This is a genomic window from Polaribacter sp. MED152 (assembly GCF_000152945.2).
Lineage (GTDB): Bacteria > Bacteroidota > Bacteroidia > Flavobacteriales > Flavobacteriaceae > Polaribacter.
In genome coordinates, this window is sequence record NC_020830.1 from 1951436 (window position 1) to 1977996 (window position 26561).

General features: G+C 30.7%; 26 protein-coding genes. 9 read left to right on the top strand and 17 right to left on the bottom strand.

Annotation, left to right across the window (positions count from 1 at the left end; genetic code table 11):
* Positions 1-48: 48 nt before the first annotated feature.
* The 10 genes from MED152_RS08580 to gdhA all read right to left on the bottom strand — a co-directional run bounded on the left by MED152_RS08580 (position 49) and on the right by gdhA (position 11280).
* Entirely contained in the window at positions 49-1101 is a 1053-nt protein-coding gene (locus tag MED152_RS08580; RefSeq protein ID WP_015481472.1) for a type III polyketide synthase, read from the bottom strand.
* Positions 1102-1812: a methyltransferase domain-containing protein gene (locus tag MED152_RS08585; RefSeq protein ID WP_015481473.1), complete on the bottom strand. Its 711-nt coding sequence runs from the start codon at positions 1810-1812 to the stop codon at positions 1102-1104.
* Complete coding sequence (locus MED152_RS08590; RefSeq protein ID WP_015481474.1) at positions 1812-2948, bottom strand: NAD(P)/FAD-dependent oxidoreductase; 1137 nt, start codon at positions 2946-2948, stop codon at positions 1812-1814. Before MED152_RS08590 ends, MED152_RS08585 begins: the two co-directional genes overlap by 1 nt.
* A 47-nt stretch (positions 2949-2995) precedes the next feature.
* Positions 2996-5398: a chondroitinase-B domain-containing protein gene (locus MED152_RS13410; RefSeq protein ID WP_051058585.1), complete on the bottom strand. Its 2403-nt coding sequence runs from the start codon at positions 5396-5398 to the stop codon at positions 2996-2998.
* Between the two features lie 75 nt (positions 5399-5473).
* A complete protein-coding gene (locus tag MED152_RS08600) occupies positions 5474-6583 on the bottom strand; it encodes an FAD-binding oxidoreductase (RefSeq protein ID WP_015481476.1) in 1110 nt (369 codons plus the stop codon).
* Positions 6584-7030 carry a GNAT family N-acetyltransferase gene (locus MED152_RS08605; protein WP_015481477.1) on the bottom strand — a complete coding sequence of 149 codons (447 nt, stop codon included), beginning with the start codon at positions 7028-7030 and terminating at the stop codon, positions 6584-6586.
* Positions 7031-7086: 56 nt separating this feature from the next.
* Complete coding sequence (gene dinB, locus MED152_RS08610) at positions 7087-8169, bottom strand: DNA polymerase IV (protein WP_015481478.1); 1083 nt, start codon at positions 8167-8169, stop codon at positions 7087-7089.
* Between the two features lie 53 nt (positions 8170-8222).
* Entirely contained in the window at positions 8223-9062 is an 840-nt protein-coding gene (locus MED152_RS08615; protein WP_015481479.1) for a S9 family peptidase, read from the bottom strand.
* A gap of 171 nt (positions 9063-9233) precedes the next feature.
* Entirely contained in the window at positions 9234-9854 is a 621-nt protein-coding gene (locus MED152_RS08620; RefSeq protein WP_041383536.1) for a LysE family translocator, read from the bottom strand.
* Positions 9855-9936: 82 nt separating this feature from the next.
* A complete protein-coding gene (gene gdhA / locus MED152_RS08625; protein ID WP_041383949.1) occupies positions 9937-11280 on the bottom strand; it encodes an NADP-specific glutamate dehydrogenase in 1344 nt (447 codons plus the stop codon).
* Between the two features lie 209 nt (positions 11281-11489).
* Between gdhA and pheS the strand changes: the two genes are divergently transcribed.
* Positions 11490-12509, top strand: a complete 1020-nt coding sequence (pheS, locus tag MED152_RS08630; protein WP_041383951.1) for a phenylalanine--tRNA ligase subunit alpha — start codon at positions 11490-11492, stop codon at positions 12507-12509.
* A gap of 20 nt (positions 12510-12529) precedes the next feature.
* Positions 12530-12925, top strand: coding sequence for a hypothetical protein (locus tag MED152_RS08635; protein WP_015481483.1), 396 nt, complete (start codon positions 12530-12532; stop codon positions 12923-12925).
* A 1-nt stretch (position 12926) separates the two neighbouring features.
* Here the strand turns inward: MED152_RS08635 and MED152_RS08640 are convergent, their stop codons facing one another.
* Positions 12927-14402, bottom strand: coding sequence for a Na+/H+ antiporter NhaC family protein (locus tag MED152_RS08640; RefSeq protein WP_015481484.1), 1476 nt, complete (start codon positions 14400-14402; stop codon positions 12927-12929).
* Between the two features lie 76 nt (positions 14403-14478).
* Here MED152_RS08640 and glpK point away from each other — a divergent pair, with 76 nt between their 5' ends.
* Genes glpK through MED152_RS08655 form a run of 3 tightly spaced genes read left to right on the top strand, consistent with a single transcriptional unit; the run spans position 14479 to position 18177 of the window.
* Positions 14479-15963: a glycerol kinase GlpK gene (gene glpK, locus MED152_RS08645; RefSeq protein ID WP_015481485.1), complete on the top strand. Its 1485-nt coding sequence runs from the start codon at positions 14479-14481 to the stop codon at positions 15961-15963.
* Positions 15964-15984: 21 nt separating this feature from the next.
* The gene (locus tag MED152_RS08650) at positions 15985-16527 is read left to right on the top strand and encodes a pyridoxamine 5'-phosphate oxidase family protein (protein ID WP_015481486.1); all 543 of its coding nucleotides are present in this window, start codon (positions 15985-15987) and stop codon (positions 16525-16527) included.
* 3 nt (positions 16528-16530) lie between these two features.
* Positions 16531-18177, top strand: coding sequence for a glycerol-3-phosphate dehydrogenase/oxidase (locus MED152_RS08655; protein WP_015481487.1), 1647 nt, complete (start codon positions 16531-16533; stop codon positions 18175-18177).
* Here MED152_RS08655 and MED152_RS08660 read toward each other — a convergent pair whose 3' ends face one another.
* Positions 18178-18882: a TIGR04283 family arsenosugar biosynthesis glycosyltransferase gene (locus tag MED152_RS08660; RefSeq protein ID WP_015481488.1), complete on the bottom strand. Its 705-nt coding sequence runs from the start codon at positions 18880-18882 to the stop codon at positions 18178-18180.
* Between the two features lie 22 nt (positions 18883-18904).
* Here MED152_RS08660 and MED152_RS08665 point away from each other — a divergent pair, with 22 nt between their 5' ends.
* The gene (locus MED152_RS08665; RefSeq protein WP_015481489.1) at positions 18905-19669 is read left to right on the top strand and encodes a DUF547 domain-containing protein; all 765 of its coding nucleotides are present in this window, start codon (positions 18905-18907) and stop codon (positions 19667-19669) included.
* Here MED152_RS08665 and MED152_RS08670 read toward each other — a convergent pair.
* Genes MED152_RS08670 through MED152_RS08680 form a run of 3 tightly spaced genes read right to left on the bottom strand, consistent with a single transcriptional unit; the run spans position 19666 to position 22636 of the window.
* Positions 19666-20934: an MFS transporter gene (locus MED152_RS08670; RefSeq protein ID WP_015481490.1), complete on the bottom strand. Its 1269-nt coding sequence runs from the start codon at positions 20932-20934 to the stop codon at positions 19666-19668. The genes MED152_RS08665 and MED152_RS08670 overlap by 4 nt on opposite strands.
* Before the next feature lie 3 nt (positions 20935-20937).
* Positions 20938-21597, bottom strand: a complete 660-nt coding sequence (locus MED152_RS08675; protein ID WP_015481491.1) for a hypothetical protein — start codon at positions 21595-21597, stop codon at positions 20938-20940.
* Between the two features lie 43 nt (positions 21598-21640).
* Positions 21641-22636 (bottom strand): NAD(P)H-dependent glycerol-3-phosphate dehydrogenase, encoded by a 996-nt coding sequence (locus MED152_RS08680; RefSeq protein WP_015481492.1) that lies wholly within the window; start codon positions 22634-22636, stop codon positions 21641-21643.
* 91 nt (positions 22637-22727) lie between these two features.
* Between MED152_RS08680 and MED152_RS08685 the strand changes: the two genes are divergently transcribed.
* Positions 22728-23591: an alpha/beta hydrolase gene (locus tag MED152_RS08685; RefSeq protein ID WP_015481493.1), complete on the top strand. Its 864-nt coding sequence runs from the start codon at positions 22728-22730 to the stop codon at positions 23589-23591.
* A gap of 5 nt (positions 23592-23596) precedes the next feature.
* Entirely contained in the window at positions 23597-24028 is a 432-nt protein-coding gene (gene dut, locus MED152_RS08690) for a dUTP diphosphatase (RefSeq protein WP_015481494.1), read from the top strand.
* A gap of 7 nt (positions 24029-24035) precedes the next feature.
* On the opposite strand, the gene MED152_RS08695 is transcribed toward dut, so the two are convergent.
* Together MED152_RS08695 and recA are read right to left on the bottom strand one after the other, a co-directional pair.
* The gene (locus tag MED152_RS08695) at positions 24036-24572 is read right to left on the bottom strand and encodes a GNAT family N-acetyltransferase (protein ID WP_015481495.1); all 537 of its coding nucleotides are present in this window, start codon (positions 24570-24572) and stop codon (positions 24036-24038) included.
* Positions 24573-24645: 73 nt separating this feature from the next.
* Positions 24646-25653: a recombinase RecA gene (gene recA / locus MED152_RS08700; RefSeq protein WP_015481496.1), complete on the bottom strand. Its 1008-nt coding sequence runs from the start codon at positions 25651-25653 to the stop codon at positions 24646-24648.
* Positions 25654-25765: 112 nt separating this feature from the next.
* On the opposite strand from recA, the gene MED152_RS08705 reads away from it, so the two are divergent.
* Positions 25766-26557: an aldose 1-epimerase gene (locus MED152_RS08705; RefSeq protein WP_015481497.1), complete on the top strand. Its 792-nt coding sequence runs from the start codon at positions 25766-25768 to the stop codon at positions 26555-26557.
* The last annotated feature ends 4 nt before the right edge of the window (positions 26558-26561 follow it).

The window sequence follows — 26561 nt, forward strand, 5'->3', positions numbered from 1 at the left end:
ATTTTATGAGATGCTTAAACAAGTTCAACATGACAAAAATATCTTTTGTCACCATTCTAACAATATTCTTTGTGCTGAAAATCCTGGGCCAAAACTTAGCATAATTCCACGTTCGCCTTTTGCTGGATTTCTGTCCATGAATCTTTCTAAAACATATAAAACAGTAGCACTAGACATGTTACCATACAAACGTAAAACTTCTTTTGTATCGTTTATATTTTTGCCTAAAACACCAAATAATTCTTCTACTGTTTGTACAATTTTTTTTCCTCCAGGATGAAAAATTAAGTGATCTATATTTTGAATCGTTAGGTTATTTCTTTCTAAAAAAGGATTTATAATTTTAGGAAAATGATCTGCAATTTTTTGAGGTACCTCTTTGTCTAAAATCATTTGTAAACCAGAATTTACGAGTTTAAAACCCATCATATGTGTAGCATCATAAAAATGATACATGGCTTCATCTACAATTTTAGGGCCTTTATCTTCATCATAAGAAGATAAAATTACTGCTGATGCTCCATCACCAAAAATTGCAGCACTTACAATGTTAGTCATGGAATAATCTTCTAACTGAAATGTTGCTGTAGGTGCTTCTACTGCAACTACTGCAGCCCTCTTATTTGGGTTAGATTTTAGAAAGTTCTTAGCATAAATAATACCAGAAACACCAGCTGCACAACCCATTTCTGTAACAGGTAAACGCACAACATCCTGTTTCATTTCTAGAGAATTAATCAAATAAGCATCCATAGAAGGTATCATAATACCAGTGCAACTTACAGTAATAATGTAATCTAAATCTGTAGCTTTTAAATTGGCTTTTTCTAATGATTTTTTTAAAGATTGCTCTGCTAATTTTACAACTTCTCTAGCATAAATATTATTTTTTTCTTCAAAAGAAGTGGCTGTAAACACTTCTTCTGGATCCATAATTGAATATCTTTTGTCTACTGCTGCACCTTCAAAAAGTTTAATTACTTTTCGCTGAAAACGCGTGTCTTGATCTTGCATCCATAGTTTTACAAAGGGAATAATATCTTTGGTTTCTCTATAATATTTTGGAAGTTGCTTTGCAACCGAAGTTATTTTTACTGCCATTTATCTTTTTAAAATCCACAAATAACGAAAAGCCCATTTCCAACTAATATTAGGTTTTACGTTAATTTTATGAGACATTTTTACTAAATCTTTTCTCTTAAAACCTCTTAGAACTGAGGTTAAACCATCTTCAATAATCATTTTATTGCTAATGAAAATTGATAACAACATAAATAAATAATAGGCTAATTTATGTCTGTGTAAATCATTTACAACTACCCCAATCTTTGTTTGATTTAAGGTATTATTTAAAAAAGAAATTAACTCCTTTTCTTTAAAGTGATGTAAAAACAAGGTTGCTAAAACAACATCGAACTTTTCAGCTTTAAAATCATCAGAAAAAATATCTTGAGTTTCAAAAGTTAGTTCTGGATATGCTGCAGATAATTCATTGGCATATGCAATTGCTGTTGGGTTTGCGTCTACACCAATCAATCTAAATTTAAAACTATGTGTTCTACCAAATTTTGCAACATCTCTTAAAATATCTCCATGGCCACAACCAATATCTACAATGGTTATTTCTTGCTCTTTTGAATGATTTTCTAAAATCTTTTTTAAGCCATTAATAGTTACTTTATTGCCTCCTAACCATCTGTTTATATTTTCTAATTTATCTAAAGTATCGCGTAATAAATCACCTCCAATAGAAAAATCGTCCATCAATTCTTCTTTGTTTGTTCTTTGTTTTGTACTGATAAAAAAGTCCATTATAATTTTATTGGTTTTCCATGAGTTTGCTTAATAATAATAGGTAATAAAAACGGAATTTTTCTTACCACTTGTAATAAAAAATTAGCCATTTTATCATTTCTAAACAACATTGCAATAAAATGACCTGCTTTTAAACGCCATTTAAATTGTTTATTCCACTTTGAAATATACTCGTTTTCTAATTGTTTTCTTGATAAAATTTGCCCATCTAAATAATTTAGAATGAGTTTAGATGCAATTTGTGCAGATTGTATGGCCATACTCATGCCATTGCCACACAAAGGATGAATCATTCCTGCAGAATCACCACTCATAATCATATGGTTTTCTACTGGATTCTTAGTTTCGAAAGAAATTTGACTAATAGATAAAGGCTCATCAAAAATTGGTGTTGATTGTTTAAAAATAGCTCTTAAAAATTCGTTCTTAAACACTTCATTTTCTTGAAAATCAGCAATATTTTTATACTTTTTAAAAGAGGAAAAGTTAGTTATATAACATAGGTTAATCACGTCTTTTTCTACTTTAGAAACGCCACAATAACCACCTTTAAAATTATGCAGTGCCACTTTATTTGCATCGAATTTACCCTTTACATGAATTTTAACACCTAAATAAGGTGATTTCTTTTTAATAAAATCGCGTTCTAATTTTACATCTAATAAAGAACGCTTGCCAAAAGCACCAATGGCAATTTTACTGTAAAAATTCTCACTATTCTTAGTTTGAACCTCAAATATATCGTTATTAAAACGAGTTGATACAACAGTATCTTGGAGTATTATTACTCCATTTTCTTTTGCTTTTTCAGATAATATATAATCTAGCTGATAACGTGAAATTCCAAAACCTCCTAAAGGCAATTTTGCAGAAACAAGCTTGTTATTGGTTGTAGATAGCTGAAAATTATTGATTTTAACTGCCCCAAAATCAAAAGGGTTGATTCCTAAAAAAGACAAATAAGGCAATACTTCATTAGAAATATATTCACCACAAACCTTATGTTTTGGATAGCTGTTTTTTTCTATCAACAAAACTGATTTCCCAAATTTTGAAAGATGAATAGCATTGCATAGGCCTGCTAAACCACCACCAATTATAATTGTATCAAAATTTTCTGGGGTTTGTTTCATTCCTCTAATTTAATCAATAAGAAGAAAAAATGCTTGCTATTCCAGTATTATTCTTTGATAAATTTGGTAGAAATTGAATTTCGTTTGATAAAATATATGCCTTTGGCTAATGGTGTTACATTTAAAGTTCCTTGATTTGAAGTAATTTTTTTACTTAGAATTCTTTTACCCTTTATATCAAAAACCTCTATTGTTCCGATTTCTTTATTCGCCGTAATTTGTAACAAATTCGAGGTTGGGTTTGGATAATATTGAACCTGATTATCGACCAAATTAATGTCTTCCAATGAAAGTGAAGCACAAGAATCATTACCAAAAATTTGAACCTCTTCATAACTATTCCAACCACTACCTTCTGAGTTGCCATAACCAAAAATTCGAATAAATTGTACTTCTTGAAAAGGTGAAAAATCGAAATCTTCAAAACCTACTGTGGTTCCTGAACTTGTAAGTATCCCTGTAACATCTGTAAAATTTGTACCATCAACAGAAGTTGCAATTTTAAAAGAAGATGTTCTTGAATCGCCTTTATGAAAGTAAATTTTTACACTAGTTACTGTTTTTTTACAATATAAATTATAGGTCAAATATGCAGAACCATTAGATGAATTTGCAGACCATCTTGTAGAATCATCTCCATCTAAAGTGTTTTCTGGAATATTAATTCCACCTTCTTGTGTACCAACACCTGTAACTGTAATCCCTGTAAGTACAACAGCATCATTTGCACTAAAAGTACCATCAGATTGTGAGACATTAATTGTTTGATTTAAAGTACCACCAACTTCAGAAATGGTGATAATTGCAGATCTTATTGAACCAGTTGTATTATTTGTTGTGGTAGCTGCAACCGTTTGTGAATTGACACCATCACTAACGTTTAAAGATAACCAATCTGCATTTTCTGAAATGGTCCAATTTACATTCGCACTTACGTCAAAATTTAGATTTCCTCCAGAAATTGAAAAATTCAATTCATTTGTAGAAGTATTTAAAAATGGTGAAGGAGAAGATAAAAAGCCAATTTTTACACCAACATCATCTGCTATATATGGTAATTTAGATCCATTAGCACCAAACTCTTCTGCACCAGCATCAACAATGGCGTCTCTTGTACCACCCAAAACGTCTTCAGTTACAAATGAATAAGCGCCAATACTTGCATCAATAGGAGCACTACCAGCTTTTATCCTATGAAAATTACCATCATCAACCATATCTGAATTAGACAAATTGGTTAAGTTGCCTTCAGAAACAAAATTCCCTGATGGAGTTGTATTAATTTGATATGCATTTATACTTGTATTGTACATAATATTATTGGCAACCGTTAAATTAACTGGTTCTTCTGTACCTCCTAAAGAGGTTCCAATTCTTATAGCATAATCACAGTTTACAAAGGTGTTATTTACAACTTGAGCATTTTTTACCTGATAATACTGGTTTAATGCTGAGTTTGTAACACCATTCATTACATTTATACCACCTGTTACATTAGAAGATGAGCCAGTTGGTTTAAAAGAGTTAATACCTTCTATGTAATTGTTATATACCTTATGATCTTCTCCAATAATTCTTATACCTCCTGTAAATGAGTTATTATTTGCAAAGAAATAATTGTTAAAAACTTCACAGCCATTTCCATGCCTTAAGGTTAACGTTCCTTGATAATCTCTAAAAGTATTGTTGTAATATTTGTTTTTTCCGCTCTTGTTAGATATAATTTCTACCTCTCCAGACCAATTGTAGAAATAATTATCATAAACTTCTGAATAGGAATCTGATAAAGAAGTGGTACTAGTTCCAATTCGAATAGCATCTTGATCATTTAACCCGTTAATATCATTATCTACAGGTACTCTATCTGCAAAATAATTATGATGAATTTTTAAATAATCTTCATTTGAATTACTTCTATTGTCATTTATAATACTGCCAACACCATATTTACCAATAAAAGAATTGTGCGAAATTTCGTTGTACTGACCATCAATGATGTAAACCCATTTAAACTTTAATGTTTTTTGAGCATCTGTGCCATTATAAGCATCAATCTTATTGTTTGTTACTGTACAATTGTCACATTGATTTAATTCAAAAACGGGTTCAATTGTATTTCCATTTTCTATTAAATTTGATGGATTTTGGAAGATTAAACCAGAAACTGTAATGTAAGTTCCTCTCATGTAAACACGAGAATTACCTGTTAAAAAAACAGAACCTGGATTCTGAGCTTTAACAACAATAGGTGAAGAGTTGGTTCCGTTTTTATTAATATTTACAAATACATTGTTGTAACTACCATCTTTTAAAATAATTTCTGAACCTGCATTGGCATTAGAAATTGCAGTTTCCAACTCAGCATTTGTAGAAACCAATTGCGCATTTATTGAAATTGACCAAAATAGAGAAAGAAAAATTATAGGAAAAAACTTTTTATTTGATATCATATACATACAAATTAAATTGGTTAACCAATTTTAGGTTTGTAAATATAGATATTTTAAATTGGAAACATTCTGCATTTAATCAAGTAGTTCTGCTAATTCTTTACCTATTAAACTACCTATTGCAACACCCATTCCTCCTAAACGAATACCACAGAAAACATGGTTAGATATTTGTTTAACTATAGCCTTTTTTTGATTTCCAACACCCATAATTCCACTCCATCTATGTTCTATTTCAAAAGCTGTATTTGGCAAAATAGTTTCTTTTAAAATTTTTTCAAGTTCATTTTGAATAATTTTGGTTTTACCAAACTCTGTTGTTTCTTCTGTTTTAAAATCTAAATTTCTACCTCCACCAAAAAGAATTCTATTATTAATATTTCTAAAATAATAATAGCCTTTGTCTAAATGAAAAGTACCCTGAATATGTAAATTTTGAATTGGCTTTGTAATCAGTACTTGTGCTCTGGCTGGCTTTATATTTTCTTGTATTAATTTATTAGAAAATCCGTTAGTAGCAAATAGCAATTTATTTGTGTAAAAATCTAATCTGTTGGTTTTTACAATAACATTAGTGGAGTTTTCTTTATAATCTTCAACACAAATAGAATTTAAAATTTTAACACCTAGTTTTTGTGCTTTTAGCAGCATTTGAGACATCATTTTACCTGTGTCTAATTGACCTTCAAAATTGTTTACAATGTACTTTGAATATATATTTTGAAACTTAAAAGTATTATCACAAGTTGTAAAAACATCAGCTTTAAAAATCGGTTGTAACAGCGCGTTTATTTTATCTTTTTGGGTTATACACTTTTCAAAAAAACCTTCAGAATCGGATAATTCAAAGCCCTTTTTTTGCTGAAAGTCAATTGCATTATCGCCTAAATTTTCTCTTAAAAATTGCAATCCTTTCCAACGTTTATAAACCAAATTATAAACCTCTTCTTTTGTATGAGAACTTAAATCATCTATTAATTCAGATAGGCTACCAAAACAAGCAAAACCAGCATTTTTAGTACTTGCTCCTTGAGGTAAAGTGCCTTTTTCTAAAACTAAAATTTTAGCATTTGGGTGCTTTCTTTTTAAGGAAATTGCGCAATTTAAACCCACAATTCCACTACCAACAATTGTAAAATCGATGTTAGAAAACCATTCTTTTAACTCCCAATAACTATAATTCATCTACAATACTTTTTTAAAGCAAATACTATTTTTCATATTCGCATATTGCCCGTAATTAGGTATTAATTTGTATTTACATTTATGATAAAATCTTACAGCCTCTACTTGTCTTTTACCTGTTTCTAAAATACAATTTTTGTAGCCCAATTCTTTTGCCCAATCTTCTAACTCTTGCAAAATTTCTTTTGCAAAACCTTTTCCTCTAGCTTCTGGAATTACAAACATTCTTTTTACTTCTAAAGAATTTTCATTGAAATATTTAATAGCTCCACAACCTACAGGTTGCTCTTTGTAATAAGCAATAACCACATATTTAATTACATCAATATTATTAAATTGATTGTAAAAATCATGCTCATCTTGATCTGTAATTTTTAAATAAGCATCTAACTCTTTTACCAAGTTGATAAAATCTTTATGTTCTGAATTGGTTCTTACTATTTTCATATTACTTTTTATACAGTGCAGAATCAAGTTCAGCATTAATAAAAACAAGTGTTAGATTAAAAATCAAATTGCAATTGCACCCAAACTGGCTCTTGTATATTATTGTTCAAATTACTGAAAGACAACCCTAAAAGACGTACCGAATTTTCTAATTTTTCTTGATAAAGCAACTCTTTTACAACAGGAAAAAACTCTTTTTTCTTACTTATAAATTGCCCAACAGTTTTACTTCTGGTTTGTTGTGTAAAATCTGAATACTTAATTTTTAAAGTAATCGTTTTACCTTTTGTATTGCTCTTATGCATACGTTTCTCAATCTCATCTGCTATATCATTCAACTTATCTAACATGTAAATTTCTGATGAAATATTTTCCCTAAAAGTTCTTTCTGCACCCACAGATTTACGTATTCTGTTGGGTTTTACCTCACTTTTATGTATACCTCTAACTATGTTGTAATAATGTAACCCAGATTTACCAAACAACTGCGTTAACTCTTCTAAAGATCTTTTTTTTAAATCATTACCAACAAAAATACCTAGGTTGTACATTTTTGCAGCTGTAACTTTACCAACACCATAAAACTTATTTACAGGAAGTTCTTCTAAAAACTGAATAACTTCTTCTGGATGAATGGTTTTTTGACCATTTGGCTTGTTGATATCTGAAGCTACTTTTGCAATAAATTTATTGATAGAAATACCTGCTGAAGCTCTTAAACCAGTTTTATCGTAAATTTTTTGACGAATTTCTCTAGCAATTTCATTTGCAGACGGATTGTTTTTTTTGTTGTTGGTAACATCTAAATAAGCTTCATCTAAAGACAGTGGCTCTACCAAATCTGTATATTCAAAAAAGATTTCTCTAATTTGAGCAGACAGCTCTTTATATCTTGCAAAATCTGATTTCACAAAAATAATATGAGGGCATTTTTGCTTTGCAAGCACATTGCTCATGGCAGATTTAACACCAAACTTTCTTGCTTCGTAACTTGCTGCAGAAACTACACCTCTATCACCTCCACCACCAACAGCTATAGCTTTACCTCTTAATTCTGGGTTATCTAATTCAGCTACAGATGCATAATAAGCATCCATGTCTACATGAATTATTTTTCGAAAAGGAGGTTGCAATATCATACCTCTAATTTACGAAGTTCACTCTAAAAATTACCAATTAGAAAAAGCATTTTCTATGTTAAAAAATCAATACTTAATTGTGTTACTTCTGCGAGCTCTTTAGAAAGCTCTTCCTTTTGCCAAGGATGAGAAACATTAAAAACATGGTTGGCATTGTTTATAATTTTTAAATCACTATTGGGTTTCCAGCTATGAATTTGATGTGCTTCTTTAATATCTATAGAACTATCTTGATCACCATGAATAATTAATAATGGAATCTTTAAATTTCGAACCCCCTGTTGAATATTTAATCGAGACTCATTGGCTTTAAAGTTTTCATAAAATTGATAAAAGTGTGGCATTTGTTGCTTGGTTCTGCCATTAAGAACATATTTTACGCCCTCTTTTTTCCACTTTTTTAAATCGCCAATAGTAGAACTTCTAGAGCCAAAATCTGATACAGCAGCAAGTGTAATTACTCGTTTTACTCTATGATCTTCATTGGCCTTAAGTAATACAATTCCTCCACCTCTACTATGACCAATAATGGTAATATCATCTAAATTTACTTCATTATTGTAATTAGAGTTTGTAGAAATCCAATCTAAAATACTTTCTAAATCGTCTAACTCTTTGGTGTAGTTGTTATTTCCAAAAGCCTCCAAATCTGGAAAATCGATTGGGTTTTCTGGAGTACCTCCATTATGTGAAAAGTTGAATTTTATAAAAAAGAAACCTGCTTTTGCAAAAGTTTCCGCCATTAAATTCCAAGCTCCCCAATCTTTAAAACCTTTATATCCATGACAAAAAATAACTACTTTTTTAGGTTGATTCGTTTTCTGATAAAAAACATCTGTTACTATTGGTTTGCTGTGTTTACCATCAACAATAAGATTTTTTTCTACAATCATAATTGTACTTTTTAAAATAAATATAAAGCATTTAAAATAACTATAAATCCTATTAAAATGAAGTATAATACTTCTTTTCTACTACTATTAATACTAATTTTAACTACAGTTAAGTTTAGCATGCTAGGCATAATACTTCTTAAAATGAAGTAGATTATAAAACTATAATGGTTAGGACAATAAATATATGGCATTCCCAATGGCTAAAATACCTGTTAATGCACCTAAAATAAAATCCATTTTACTGGCTATATAAGTAAGTTTGTGTTCAATTCTTTTTGATAGAATTGCATATAAAGTATACAACGTAAAAGACCCAATTGTAGAACCTATAGAAAAGTACAATGCATTATACATGTTGTACTCAAAATAATCGATCCCAATTAAAATAGAAATAAATGTAAAATAAAAAGGAATAGCCATTGTGTTTAATGATGACATTAAAATACCATGCAAATAAGCTTTAGATTTTGGTATTTCACCCGATTTCTTTTTTTCTTTTTTAGAAAAATAAATTCTGAAAAAATTGATAGAAAGTAAAAACAAGATACCTGTTCCTATTTTTTGAATTAAGGTGATATACTCTGAGTTTTCCATTAAAACACTAGACAAATAAGCGCCAATATTTGCTTGAAAAAACAATACAGTTGCATAACCACCAATTAAGTATAAAGCAGACTTTACCCCATTTCTTAAACTGAATTTAACTACAGTTAGGTTTAAAAAGCTTGGAGTTATACTACCCATAGAAGCAATTATAAATCCAAAGAAAATACAGGATAGAATGTTCATATTTAAAATTATATACACAAATAAACAAAAAAACGCATCAAGTAATTGATGCGTTTCATAATATTAATAACTCTTATCGTTTTTAGATAACACCTTGCGCTAACATTGCATCTGCTACTTTTACGAAACCTGCAATATTTGCTCCTTTAATGTAATCTATAGATCCATCTTCTTGCTCTCCATATTCCACACAAGAATCATGAATATCTTCCATAATATCTTTTAATCTGCTATCTACCTCTTCTCTAGACCAAGAAATTCTTAGTGAGTTTTGAGACATTTCTAAACCAGAAGTTGCAACACCACCAGCATTAGAAGCTTTACCAGGAGCAAATAAAATTTTAGATTTTGTAAACTCATGAATTGCTTCTGGTGTAGAAGGCATATTTGCACCTTCAGAAACACACATACATCCGTTTTCGATTAATGTTTTTGCTTCATCTCCATTCAATTCATTTTGAGTTGCACAAGGTAATGCAATGTCGCATTTTACAGACCAAGGTCTTTCTCCTTCTACGTATTTAGCATCTGGATATTTATCTACATACTCACTAATTCTACCACGTTTTTCATTTTTAATATACATTACGTGTTTTAGTTTTTCTGTATCAATACCAGCTTCATCAAAAATATATCCTCCAGAATCAGATAAAGTTAAAATTGTAGCACCTAATTCAATGGCTTTTTCTGCAGCATATTGTGCAACGTTTCCAGAACCAGAAATAACTACTTTTTTACCTTCAAAAGAATCTCCTTTGCGCTTTAACATATTGTCTGCAAAGTATACGTTACCATACCCTGTTGCTTCTGGTCTAATTAAAGAACCTCCCCAAGATTGTCCTTTACCAGTTAAAACACCTGTAAATTCGTTCTTTAGTTTTTTATACATACCAAACATAAACCCAATTTCTCTTGCACCTACACCAATATCTCCTGCAGGAACATCTGTATTAGGGCCAATATGTCTGAATAATTCGCTCATAAAAGCGTGGCAAAAACGCATAATTTCATTATCTGATTTTCCCTTAGGATCAAAATCAGAACCACCTTTTCCACCACCCATAGGTAATGTAGTTAATGAGTTTTTAAACACTTGTTCAAAGGCTAAAAACTTTAATATACTTGCGTTTACAGTTGGGTGAAAACGTAACCCACCTTTATAAGGTCCAATAGCAGAATTCATTTGAATTCTATATCCTCTATTTACTTGTATTTCTCCATCATCATCTACCCAAGAAACTCTAAATGATATTAAACGCTCAGGCTCTACCATTCTAAGTAAAATATTTTTACCATGATAAATATCATGATTTACAATATATGGTATTACAGTTTCTGCTACTTCTTGAACAGCTTGTAAGAATTCTGGCTCATGGTTATTTCTTGATTTAACCATATCCATAAACTCATTTATTTTTAACTCTATATTATTAGACATAATTATTTATGAATTTTATAAAAATTTAACGCCACAAAGATAGTTAATTTCTTTATTCGCAAATGCAAAAAAAAATATTAACTATTTGTTAATGTATTGATTTCAATCGATTTCGTTGGGTATTGTTCTTTTCTTGACTTTTATAATATTAAACTCTTTAAAAAAGTTTAAATTTGCGCTATCAATTTTTGATGAGAATGTTAGATAAAGTAAAGGAATTAATTGGTGAAGTGCAATCTTTTAAGGCAACCACCAAAGACGAAGTTGAGTCATTTAGAATTAAATATTTAGGAAGCAAAGGTTTGTTAAAAGATCTTTTTTCTGAATTTAAAAATGTAGATGCTGAATTGCGTAAAGATTTTGGACAAGCATTAAACAACCTAAAAAAATCTGCAGAAAGCAAAGTTGCTGAACTAAATGATGCTTTAGAAAGTGCTGTTGAAGAAAAAGGCGTTTATGGAGATTTAACAAGACCATCTGAACCAATTGAGTTGGGTTCACGTCATCCAATATCATTGGTTAGAAATCAAATTATTGAAGTTTTTAATAGAATTGGTTTTACAGTTTCTGAAGGGCCAGAAATTGAAGACGATTGGCATAACTTTACTGCCTTAAATTTACCTGAATATCACCCTGCAAGAGATATGCAAGACACGTTCTTTATAGAACAAGATCCAGATATTTTACTACGTACACACACTTCCTCTGTGCAAGTGCGCTACATGGAAAATAATGAGCCACCTATTAGAACTATTTCTCCAGGAAGAGTATTCAGAAATGAAGATATTTCTGCTAGAGCACACTGTATTTTTCATCAAGTAGAAGGTTTGTATATTGATACTGATGTTTCTTTTGCAGATTTAAAACAAACGCTTTTATACTTTACAAAAGAGATGTTTGGGAAATCTAAAATTAGATTAAGACCTTCTTACTTTCCGTTTACAGAGCCAAGTGCAGAAGTTGATATTTATTGGGGATTAGAAACTGAAACCGATTACAGAATTACAAAAGGTACTGGTTGGTTAGAAATTATGGGTTGTGGAATGGTAGACCCAAATGTGTTGAAAAACGCAAACATAGATCCTACTAAATATTCTGGTTACGCGTTTGGAATGGGTATAGAACGTATTGCAATGTTGTTATATCAAATACCAGATATTAGAATGTTTTATGAAAACGATAAACGTTTCTTAGAGCAATTTAAGAGTATAATTTAATTCGTAAAAATTTTTAGCTTTTGAAAAAAGACATTCAAATACCAGAAGTAGAAGGTGTAGAAATGGCTGTGGTTTATGAATACAATGATATTTATAAGACCGATGATTGGAATGTATACATCATTAATAAGAAAGCTATTGATTTAGAAATGCTGGTAATTGTTTCTCAAGGTTTTTCTGAGACTAAAACCACTTCTTTACTGCGTAAAAAATTAGAAAAACTACCTGCAAACTCATTTGCTAAAATTGAATTGATTCAGCCTGAATTATTCAAATTAAATAATCGTTTTCAAGTTACTTTTTTTGAAGGAAATACTTTGTATGAAAAAACATTCATCTTCGAAGCGAACACCATTAAAGAAGGCGCTTTACGTATGATAGATGATCTTAATAAACGAGGAATTTTAGCTAAATAGGTTAACTCGTAAATCCAATTATTAAATATAAAATGGTGGTAATTGCACCACCCACTAAAGCATAAGGCAATTGTGTTTTTACGTGATCTATATGATCGCTTGCAGAAGCCATTGATGATATAATTGAAGTATCTGAAATTGGTGAACAATGGTCTCCAAAAATTCCACCTCCTAAAGTTGCAGCTACAACAATCGTAATATCTGCTCCATGAATATTAGCCATTGGCACAGAAATAGCTAACATAATAGCAAAGGTACCCCAAGAAGTTCCTGTAGAAAATGCAATAAAAGAACTCACCACAAAAACTACAGCTGGTAATAACTCTGGAGACAACCAACTTTCTGTAATATTGGCAACATAATTACCTGTATCTAACACTTTACAAGCATCACCAATAGCAAAAGCCAACAACATTAACAGAGCTAAAGGCATTAATTCGCTTATACCTTTAAGGGTTAAGTTTACAGCTTCTTTTGGCTTTAAAATACCTTGAATAAAATACATGGTAATTGCCACCAAAATTGCAGATATTACTGCATATAGCACAGAAGATGATCCTGAGCCCTCTCCAATAGCTTGTTTTATATGATCAAAAGTAGATGTGTAGTTTTCTACATTATTCCAGCCAGTATAAATCAAATTAATAGGCATCATAAAAACCATTACCAATAAAGGAACAATCATATTATAAGCTCTTGCAGGAATATTCTCTTTTGGTGGAAAAGATGTTACCTCATCAGAAACCATAGGTTTAGAACCTTCATTCATTAACAAACCTGTTTCTTTGGTTCTTTTTTCGGCTTTTTTCATCAATCCAAAATCTTTTCTAGATAAGATGATAAAGAATAAAATTCCGATTGCTAAAAGTGGATAAAAGTTATATTTGATAGAAGCAATCATTACAGAAAATGGTTTATCAATTCCCTGTGTTAATAACAAACCCATTATAAATGCACCCCAAGCATTAAAAGGTATTAATATAGATGATGGTGCAGAACTACTATCTGCAATGTAAGCTAGTTTTTCTCTTGGTATTTTTAATTTATCAAAAATAGGCCTGTATAAAGTACCTACAGTTAAAGAAGAAATACTTGTTTCTACAAAAAGCAACAATCCTGTAAAAGTTGCTAAAATTTGAACCATAATTCTGGCATAACCAGATTTCTTATTCTCTAGCTTTACCAGTCTTTTATTGATGATATTTATAAAACCTTCTACACCTCTTGAATATTGAATAAATACCAATAAAGAACCCACTAAAGCACTAAAAATGATGGTTCTTGTGTTTCCTTTAGATTGAAAAACATTAACCATTCCTTCAATCATAGCTAAAGTTCCTTCTAAAGGATTCCATCCTTTTACAATTAGCCAAGAAAACCAAATTCCAAAAAGCAAAGCGATATACACTTGCTTGGTTCTTAACGCTAAAATAATTGCAACAATTGGTGGTATCACAGACAAGAAACCATACTCCATAATAAAGAATTTATTTTGCTAAAGGTAATAATTTATATGAATGATATTTTGTAAATTTGAATTCATCTCTTCTTAAATGTCAAAAAAATATATTTTAGCTTTAGATCAAGGCACCACAAGTTCTAGATCTGTTATTGTTGATGAATTGGGTGAAATAATTGCCATTGAACAACAGGAGTTTAGACAAATTTTTCCAAAATCTGGTTGGGTAGAACATGATGCTTTAGAAATTCTAGAAACACAATTAATTACTCTGAAAAAAGTAATTAAAACAGCTAAAATTAACGTTAAGGATATTGTTGGTTTAGGTATTACCAATCAAAGAGAAACTACAGTTGTTTGGAATAAAACTACAGGAAAACCAATATATAATGCTATAGTTTGGCAAGATAAAAGAACTGCAGATTATTGCAAGGAATTAAAGAAAAGAGAGCTAGAAGAATATGTAAAAAGAAATACAGGTTTAGTTATCGATTCTTATTTTTCGGGTACCAAGATTCATTGGATTTTACAAAATGTAAAAGGTGCAAAAGAAGAAGCTGAAAAAGGTAATTTACTTTTTGGAACGATAGATACTTGGTTAGTTTGGAATTTAACCAATAAAAAAGTGCATGCAACAGATTATAGTAATGCCTCTAGAACCATGCTTTTTGATATTAAAAATCTATGTTGGGATGATAGTTTGTGCGATGAATTAGACATACCAAAAAGTATGTTGCCAAATGTAAAACCATCATCTTATCATTTTGGAGATTTTGAGTTCGAGAACCACACTATTCCTATTGCAGGTATTGCTGGAGACCAACAAGCAGCTTTATTTGGACAAGCATGCTTTAAAAAAGGAAATGCTAAAAACACTTATGGAACAGGCTGTTTTTTATTGATGAATACTGGTACAGAAATTCAATATTCTAAAAACGGATTATTAACTACAATTGCTTGGGGTTTAAATGGCAAGGTACACTATGCTCTAGAAGGTAGTGTTTTTGTGGCTGGCTCTGCAATTCAATGGTTAAGAGATGGTTTAGAAATTATAAAATCTGCAGAAGAAAGTGAATTATTTTCAGAAGAAGTAGATGAAGAAAATCCTGTAATTGTGGTCCCTGCTTTTGCAGGTTTAGGAGCACCTTATTGGGATATGTATGCAAGAGGAGCAATTTTTGGTTTAACTAGAGACACAGGAAAAAATCACTTAATTAAAGCCACTTTGCAATCTTTGGCCTATCAAACCAAAGATTTATTAATTGCAATGGAACATGATGCAGAAACCCAATTAACTGCGCTTAAAGTAGATGGTGGAGCATGTGCTAACAATGTTTTAATGCAATTTCAAGCAGATATTTTAAATACAGCTGTAGACAGACCAGAAAATACGGAAACAACAGTTATGGGTGCTGCATACTTAGCAGGTATTTGTGTTGGCCTATGGAAGCAAGAAGACATTGAAATTGATAAAAAAATTGATAAGGAGTTTGTACCTAGCTTTACCAAAGAAAAAAGAGATAGGTTATATAAAAAGTGGCTAAAAGCTGTAGAGCGTTCTAAAGATTGGCTAGATTAAACAAAGAAAACAACATTAAAAATGTCTAAATTTTATAAAAAAATTACTTCAAGGTTGCATAAGTTTATCGATCAGAAAAAGATATTTTTTGTAGCTACTGCTCCAACTTCTGGTAGAATAAATTTATCTCCAAAAGGTATGGATTCATTTAGAGTTCTCTCTGAAAATAGAGTTTTGTGGTTAAATGTAACTGGCAGTGGAAACGAAACTGCAGCTCATTTATTAGAAAATAACAGAATAACCATAATGTTTTGTTCTTTTGAAAAAGCGCCTAACATTTTGCGTTTGTATGGCTCAGGAAAAGAAATTAAAGAAGGTGATGCTTCTTGGAACGAACTTATTGAATTGTTTCCAGAAACTCCTGGTACTCGTCAAATATTCGATATTCATGTAGATAGTGCACAAACATCTTGTGGTATGTCTATACCTTATTACGAATATAAAGGTGAAAGAAACGATTTGAATAATTGGGCAGCAGAACAAGGCAAAGAAGGCATAAAACAATATTGGGAAGATAAAAACCAGACGAGTATAGATGGTTTACCAACAAAAATAATGGATTAAGATATGAGTAGTTTTTCTAATAACAACAGAGCAGAAATAACCAAAAACCTGCAATCTACAGCGTTTGATTTATTAATAATTGGTGGTGGAATTACTGGTGCAGGTATTGCCTTAGATGCTGCTTCTAGAGGCATGAAGGTTGCCCTTATAGAAAAAGGAGATTTTGCTTCTGGTACTTCTAGTAAATCAACAAAATTAATTCATGGTGGTTTACGCTATTTAAAACAATTCGATTTTTGGTTAGTGAAAGAAGTTGGTACAGAAAGGGCTATTGTACACAAATTAGCACCTCATCTAGTGGTACCAGAAAAAATGATTTTACCTTTAATAGAAGGTGGTACTTATGGTTCTTGGTTAACTTCTGTTGGTTTAAAAGTATATGATATTTTGGCTTCTGTAGAAGGTGATGATAAACGTAAAATGTTATCTGTAAAAAAGGCTTTAAAGAAAGAGCCTTTGCTACCTAAAAAAATCTTAAAAGGTGCTGGCTATTATGCAGAATATAGAACAGATGATGCCAGATTAACCATCGAAGTTTTAAAAACGGCTGCAGATTATAATGCTCAACTTATTAATTATACAGAAGCTACAGAATTCATCTATGAAAATGATAGAGTTGTTGGTGCTAATGTAACTGATGCAATTACTAACGAAAGTTATGCTATAAACGCTAAATATGTAGTTAATGCCTGTGGACCTTGGGTAGATGAATTACGCCAAATAAATAACTCTAAAATTGGTAAACAATTACATTTAACAAAAGGGGTACATTTGGTAGTAGATCATCATAAATTGCCTGTAAAACAATCTGTATATTTTGATGTTCCAGATGGTAGAATGATGTTTGCTATTCCTCGTGGAAAAGTTACTTATTTTGGAACAACAGACACCAATTATCAACAAGATAAAGACGATGTAAACACAAGTTTGGTAGATGCAACTTACTTAATATCTGCTGTGAATAATATGTTTCCAGATATAAATATAAGTTTAGATGATGTAGAATCTTCTTGGGCAGGCTTACGTCCATTAATTCATGAAGAAGGAAAATCAGCCTCAGAATTATCTAGAAAAGATGAAATCTTTGTGTCTGAAACAGAACTGATTTCTATTGCAGGAGGTAAACTTACTGGTTATCGTAAAATGGCAGAACGTATTGTAGATTTAATTGATAAAAAATACAAACGTCGATTTGAAAAATCTTTTGATGAAATTAAAACCAAAAACCTAATTCTTAAAGGTGGCGATTTTAAAAATTACGATGAAGTTAAAAGCTACTCAGATGCTATTTATAACAGAATTGCAGAGGTAGATTTTAATCAAAAAGATGCAGAATATTTAGTGCATAATTATGGCAAACAAACCGACTTAATTTTAAAGAAATTTGATGAACTATCAGATGAAGATCAGCAAGCAAAAATGATTAAAGCAGAGGTTTGGTTTAGTATAAATCATGAAATGGCTTGTACACCAACCGATTTTTTTATGCGCAGAACTGGTCGTTTGTTTTTTGATCCTAAAAGTGTAACAAAGTATAAAGAGTATGTTTTAGAATTGTTCACGTCTCATTTTTCTTGGGATGTAGACACAGCCAAAAAACATAAAAAAGAACTGGAGCATCATGTAAAAATGGCAACCACTTTTAATTAATTACACGCCTTCTCTAAGTAAACTTTTGTATGTTTTTCTAAGGTTATTTGGGTGAACCCCAAATTTGTATTTTAGAAAAACATAACCATTAATCAAATTAACTTTTAACCAAGAATTGTGCTTGTATTTTCTTGCACTAACAGTTGCTTTAGATTGTATAATTGTAAACGGAATTTTTTGTTTTCTAATTCTTGTCATCATTTCAAAATCTTCCATGATGCAAAACTCTTCATTATAGCCTTTTAATTCTTGAAATTGTTCTTTGGTAAAGAAATGGCATTGATCTCCACCACCAGCAAATAAGCCGTCTTTAGTAGTGAATTTGCTATTGAAGTTTAAGAACGCAGAATCATTATCAAACTGATAGGCAAAAAAACCAAAAGTATAGTTATTAGCAATTGCTTTTTCAATTTGCGTATAAAAATCTTCTGGCAACATAACATCTGCATGCAAAAAAAGTAAAACATCTCCTTTCGCCTTTTCTGCTGCAAAATTCATTTGAGCAGCTCTACCTTTTTTTTCGCTTCTTAAATATGTAACTTTACTAAAGTTTTTACACACACTAGAACTATCGTCTGTAGTTTCTGGCGAGTTAGAAATGATGATTTCTATAGAAAACTTGTTAGCTTGTTCACATAAAAACGACAATCTTTTTACAAGATTTTCTTGTTCATTATAAACAGGAATTATAACACTTAATAACATACTTAAACTTACGTAATTTTATATGAAAAAGTTTTTACTAACCATCGTTTTTTTCACTACGCTTTCTACTGTGTCACAAAATAAGATAATTTATAGTGATGTGGCTCAAGATTTACTTGAAAATATAATAGCTAAAAAATCTTACGAAAAACAAGTAAAAATTTTGGCAGAAAGCACGTTAGAAGATTTAACCTCTGAGCTTAAGACAGATACACAGAAACTCGCATTTTGGCTAAACGTTTACAATGGTTTTATACAAATTTCGCTGATGGATAATCCTAAAGAATATGAAGATAGAGGTGCTTTTTTTAAAAAACCACGTGTAAAAATTGCGGGCGAAATTTTATCTTTTGATGATATAGAGCATGATATTATGCGTAAATCTAGAGTTAAAATTAGCTGGGGTTATTTGCGTAAATATTTTCGTCCAAAGTGGGAACGTAAATTAAGAATTGATGGCGATTTAGAATGGCGTATTCATTTTGCTTTAAACTGTGGTGCAAAAAGTTGTCCTCCAGTTGCCATTTACTCAGCAGAAAACTTAAATAGCGAGTTAGATTTTATGACAACTAAATACTTAAATGAACAAACTACCTATAATTCAGAAACAAAAACAGCAACTTCAGTATCTTTATTTTCTTGGTTTAGAGCAGATTTTGGTGGCCTTTGTGGGGCAAGACAAATTCTAGCAGATTATAAGATTACACCAGAAAAACCTAAAAAATTAGCGTTTAAAAATTACGATTGGACTTTAAGTTTAGGAAATTTTAGAACAATTCCTAACTAGTCTTCTTTTTCATTTTCTTCGATATCTTCTGTAAGATCTAAATTTCTAATAGTTGGACTCACAACTGCTGTTGTGGCTACAGTTATAATTGTCATTGTTCCACCAAAAACTACAGCTGTAACTGGGCCTAAAATTTTTGCAGCCAAACCACTTTCAAAAGCACCTAACTCATTTGATGAACCTACAAACATAGAATTTACAGAGGATACTCTACCCCTCATTTCATCTGGAGTTTTTAACTGCAATATTGTTTGACGAATAACCATAGAAATACCATCTGCTGCACCACTTACAAACAAGGCTAACAAACTTACCCAGAAGATAGATGATAAACCAAAAGCAATAATACTAAGTCCGAATATGAAAACAGATATCAACATTTTTTTTCCTGTATTTTTATTGATAGGTATGTAAGTTGTTAATAGCATGGTTACAATACTACCAATAGAAATAGAAGCGTTTAATAAGCCAAAACCTTCTGGACCTACTTTTAAAATATCTTGAGCAAACACAGATAAAATAGCAACTGTACCACCAAATAAAACTGCAATCATATCTAAAGTTAAAGCTCCTAAAACTGCCTTATTGCTAAACACAAATTTTACACCTGCCTTTAAACTTTCTGTAATAGGTTCTCCTATCTTTTTATTTAAAATAGGCTTCTTTTTAATTAAAAAAGTAAAAATTAACGATAGAATTACTAGAATAAAAACCAATAATAAAGTGTTGTCAACATCTATCCAACTAATAAAAAAACCTCCACATAAAGCACCAGAAACTGAGGCTGTTTTCCAAGTACTAGTGCTCCAAGTTGCAGCATTATGATATATTTTTTTGGGTACTAATAACGCTACTAAAGAAAATATAGTTGGGCCAAAGAAAGAGCGTAAGAAACCACCAAAAAACACCAAACCATAAATACAATACAAAATAGAATTTGTAGACCATAGCTCTACAACTTGCTCAGAAGTTAATAAAAACAAACCTAAACTTATTAAAGAAAAAGCTGCTGTACATAAAGCTAATAAGTTTCTCTTTTCTTTTTGATCTACGATATGACCAGCAAACAAAGCCATAGAAAAAGCAGGAATAATTTCCATTAAACCAATAATACCTAATGAAAGAGGATCTTTAGTAATTGAATATACTTGCCATTCAATAACTATAAATTGCATGGACCATCCAAAAACTAAGAGAAATCTTACAAATAAAAATATATTAAATTCTCTAATTCTTAGAGCTGCATATGGGTCTTGCTTGGCCATCCTTTAGTTTAATTTCATATCCATTAAAATGGCAAATGTTTGGTTAATATCTTCTTCATTCACCACAATTGTCATTTCATTTGTGGTAGATATAATTTCTTGTAAAGAGATATCTGCCCAAGCCAATTGTTTTAAAATAAAGTAATAAATACCTGATTGTTCTAAATTTTCTTTTGGCAACTTTATAGTAATAGAAGCCAAATCTAACATACTGTTTGTAAGTGTTTCTTGATCGAAAATTTCTTCTACAAAAGGTCTTAAGTTTTTACTTGTAACAATATTTGTTTCGAAAATACCTTGAGAAACCGTTAAAAAATAGTCTGAACTTTCTGAAGATTTTGTAAGTATTTTAGCAATTTCTTTTAATAAAGAAGGTGTGTTTTTAAAGGTAAAATCACACAAGTCAGAACGTACAATTACATCACCCAAATCTAAAGCAAGTTTTTTAATATTTTTTCGAATACGTAATTCACTTGCAGGAGAAAGCCTATTAATAGCCATCATAACAGCACCTACTTTAACCTCTTTCTTTAAAACTTTAGAAACTTCTGGTAAAATAATTCTAGCCAAAGAAGAAACGTTTATTAACTTTTCATGCAAAGCTTCTTCTATAAAAGGTGTTTTTCTGATGGTGCTTTCAACAACTTCTTGTATTGTTTTCATAATAATTGTTTAATACATTACAATAATGTTCAAAATTAAACAATTAATCCAATTTATCAGTTAACTTTTTAAATTCTTTTTTAGGATTTTTATTTTCATACAAAATGCTGTAAACAGTATCTATAATTGGTGTTTTTGCTTTTTTATCTTGCTTAATTTTATAAGCACTTTTAGTAGCATAATAACCTTCTGCAATCATACTCATTTCGTGCTGAGCAGAAATTACAGTGTAGCCCTTACCAATCATATTACCAAACATTCTGTTTCTACTAAATACAGAATAACCAGTTACCAACAAATCGCCCAAGTATGCAGAGTTGTTTATGTTTCGTTTCATTTTGTGCACTTTTTTAATAAAGCGTTTCATTTCACGAATGGCATTACTCATAAGTACAGATTGAAAATTATCTCCATAACCCAAACCATGAGCAATACCTGCAGCCACAGCATAAATATTTTTAAGCATTGCAGCATATTCTGTACCAATAATATCATCAGAAATTTTAACTTTTATGTACCAACTTTGCAAAGCTTTAGCCATAAATGATGCTTTAGCCTCATCTATACAAGCAATAGTTAGGTAAGATAAACGCTCCATAGCTACTTCTTCTGCATGACAAGGTCCTGTAATTACACCAATGTTTTCTAAAGGAATATTAAACTTTTCGTTAAAATGTTCACCAATAATTAAGCCTGTTTCTGGCACAATACCTTTAATTGCAGAAAAAATGGTTTTACCTTCTAAAGACTCAGATAGTTTATTTAACTCGCTTGTTAAAAAGGCAGAAGGTACTGCAAAAATTAAAATACTATAGTTTTTAACGATGTAATTGATATCATCAGATAAATCTAAAAAGTTAGCATCTAATTCAGCCGAAGATAAATACTTTGGGTTATGATTGTTTTCTTTAATATGTGCAATAGAGTTGGTGTTTCTCATATACCAACCTATTTCACTTACATTCTCTGTGAGCATTTTAACAATTGCAGTTGCCCAACTTCCTCCACCAATAACAGCTATATTCTGTTCATTTACCATATTCATTAATTTGCTGGTCAAAAATAATAAAACTATTAGCTTATAAAAGAAAGGGGTCTCATTTATTATATTTGTTTAATAATCTACCTTTATGAACAAGTCCTTTTTTATTGTTTCAGTATTATTTCTTTTAACCATTGGTTGCAAGACTTCAGAGGTTAAAAAAGATGTTAAGACTGATGTAAAAAATGAGAAATCTACTAGAACAAATAATGTTCAAATCTTAGAAAAAGAATTTATTATTGATGGTTTAAATGAGAAATCTCATAAAGTTTGGGTGTATTTACCACCAAATTATACAACAACTTCAAAACGATTTCCTGTAATCTATATGCATGATGCTCAAAATTTATTTGATGCTGAAACTTCTTATGCAGGTGAATGGAATGTAGATGAGACCTTAAACAAATACTACCAAGATTCTAAGAAAGGATTTATTGTTGTTGGTATAGAGAATGGTGGAGATAAACGAATAGAAGAATACACACCTTGGCCAAATAAAAAATATGGTGGAGGAAAAGGCGCTATTTATATCGATTTTTTAGTGAATGATTTAAAACCTTTTATTGATAAAAATTACCGAACCAAAAGCAAAGCAAAACATACAGCAATAATTGGTAGCTCTTTAGGTGGTTTAATTTCTTTTTATGGCGGATTTAAATATCCTGATGTATTTGGTAAAATAGGTGCATTGTCTACTTCTTTCTGGTTTTCTAACAACATATATGCTTTTGCTTCTAGAAATAGTGCTGTGAAAAACACAAAATTATATATGTTAATTGGTGAAAAAGAAGGTGGTTCTATGGTTGCTGATACAGAAAAAATGGAAAAATTATTAATAGAGAAAGGTTTCCCAAAAGACAATTTAACTACCAAAATAGTTTCTGATGGTAAGCACACAGAATCCTTTTGGCGAGACGAATTTTTAGAAACAATATTATTCTTATACAACTAACTTTTATGAACGTACAAATTATTAACAAATCTAAACATGCAACTCCTAATTATGAAACTGAAGGAGCTGCTGGTATGGATTTAAGAGCAAACATAGATGCAGCAATCACGTTAAAACCATTAGAAAGAGCAATAATTAAAACTGGTTTATTCATTGCTTTACCTATAGGTTTTGAAGCTCAAGTAAGACCTAGAAGTGGTTTAGCTGCAAAAAAGGGTATTACTGTTTTAAATTCTCCAGGTACTGTAGATGCAGATTATAGAGGTGAAATTGGTGTTATTTTAGTGAATTTATCTAATGAAGATTTTGTGATAAATGATGGTGAAAGAATAGCTCAATTAGTTATTGCTAAACACGAGCGCGTAAACTGGCAAGAAGTTAACGTTTTAGATGATACTGAACGTGGTTCAGGAGGTTTTGGTAGCACAGGAGTATAAAAATAAATTAAAGCTTTTTATAAAGCTGACTCATTTTTTTAACCTCATCGAACATCAAATCAAAAGGTAAAAATATATGTGAATGGTATTGATAGCCTAGCTTTTTATAGAATTGAAAGGCCTGTTGTTTAGCATCCATAGCATCTAGCCAAATTGCATTGTACTTTTTGGCGATAGCTTGTTTTTCTAACCATAACATTAATAATTTTCCTACGCCTTTTCCTTGTACTTTTTCATCTAAATACAATCGATGTAATTTTACTTGATTTTCTATTTGAAGGTTACTTAGGTTTTCATCCCAAACAATTCTAAAGTTGCCTACAATTTCATCGTCTACTAAAACAAAATAGTAATCAGCATTTAGTTGTTTAAGCTCTTTTAATATGTTGCTTTTAGAGTATTGCTGATGAATATACCAATTGCCCTTATCTGGCCAAAGAAAGCTGTAAGCTGCAGGATATATTTTACACATTAACTGATACAAAACTGCTATATCTTGCTCAGTAATTGGTTTTAGTGTTATATTTTTTGAAACTGATATCATCTTTATAAAAAAACTGCTATAGATTGATTACTTCTACAGCAGTTTTAATAATTGTTAGAACTTTTAAATAAACTTATTCTTGATTTTCAATAGCATCTTTTATTTTCATTTCTAACTCTTCCATCAACTCAGGATTGTCTTTTATTAAGCCTTTAACAGCATCTCTACCTTGCCCTAATTTGGTATCACCATAACTAAACCAAGATCCACTTTTCTTTACAATTCCCAACTCTACACCAATATCTAAAATTTCACCAACTTTAGAAATTCCTTGTCCATACATAATATCAAACTCTGCAATTTGGAAAGGTGGAGCTACTTTATTTTTTACAATTTTTACTTTTGTACTGTTACCAATAACTCTATCACCATCTTTAATTTGGGTTCTTCTTCTGATATCTAATCGAACTGAAGCATAGAATTTTAAAGCATTACCACCAGTTGTAGTTTCTGGGTTACCGAACATAACTCCAATTTTTTCTCTTAACTGGTTAATAAAAATAACTGTACAGTTTGTTTTAGAAATAGTACCTGTTAATTTACGTAAGGCTTGAGACATTAAACGTGCATGAAGACCCATTTTAGAGTCACCCATTTCACCTTCAATTTCAGATTTTGGTGTAAGTGCTGCAACAGAATCTATTACAACAATATCTATTGCACCAGATCTAATTAAATTGTCTGCAATTTCTAATGCTTGCTCTCCATGATCTGGCTGAGAAATAATTAAGTTATCTATATCTACACCTAAATTTTCTGCATAAAATTTGTCAAATGCATGCTCTGCATCAATAAAAGCTGCTATACCACCTGCTTTTTGTGCTTCTGCAATTGCGTGTATAGTTAACGTAGTTTTACCTGAAGATTCTGGCCCATATATTTCAATAACTCTTCCTCTTGGGTAACCTCCAACTCCTAATGCCAAGTCTAACCCTAAAGAACCAGATGAAATAGCATCTACATCTTCTGTTACTACATCTCCTAATTTCATTACAGAACCTTTACCATACGTTTTATCTAGCTTATCTAGAGTAAGTTGTAATGCTTTTAGTTTTGCTGCTTTTTCTTTATCTGCTGCCATAAATCTTGCTAATATTAATTTTAAAAATAGTGTCACAAGTTACGAAAAACTCTTCTCAATTACCTAACAAAATAAGTGCATTTTATGTTATTTTTACTAAAATTTAGTTAAGATGAAATCGATAATTGTTTTAGAAAATAGCAACAGTAAAGTAAGTATAGAAAATGGCGAATTAATTAGTTTTATTTTTAAAGGTGATGAGTATGTACACCAAAAAGGAAATAAAGGTTGGCGAAAATCCGATGATGAAATGTTTCCTGTAATTGGGCCTACCTCTATGAATAATTACAGAATGCATACCAAAAAAGGTGAGGCCATACAAGATCAGCATGGTTTACTTCGTGAATTAGACTATGAACTATTTTATGAAGATAATGCTTGCGTAAAATTTATAAAAAGTTACGCTGCTAATACTAAAATTAACAATGCAAAGTTTCCAGAAAAATCTACAGAACCGCTTTTGAATTGGCCTTTTGATTTTACCTTCGAAAAACACTTTACATTAAAAGAAGGTATGCTAGAAATAAATTTTATTATTAACTCAGAAGAAGGTATGCCTTACATGTTGGGTTATCATCCTGCATTTATGTTGTCTGACACTGGTAAAGAAATTTTAATTGCTAATGATAAAAATATCACATTAGAAAATATTTACGAAGCTGGGCATAATGCATTTCCTGTTTTAAATACAGATAAAATTGTTCTTAAAAATATAGATAGAAACGATTTAGAAATCACAACTACAGGTTTTGATAATTTTATGTTATGGACACAGGTTGATAACATGTTATGTATAGAACCAATTACACAATATACCTCTTATACAGATCAGAAGTTTTCTGAAGAAAACATGCGTCTTTCTAAAGGTATAAATGAATTTTCTGTGAAGGTAAAAGTTATTTAAGTTC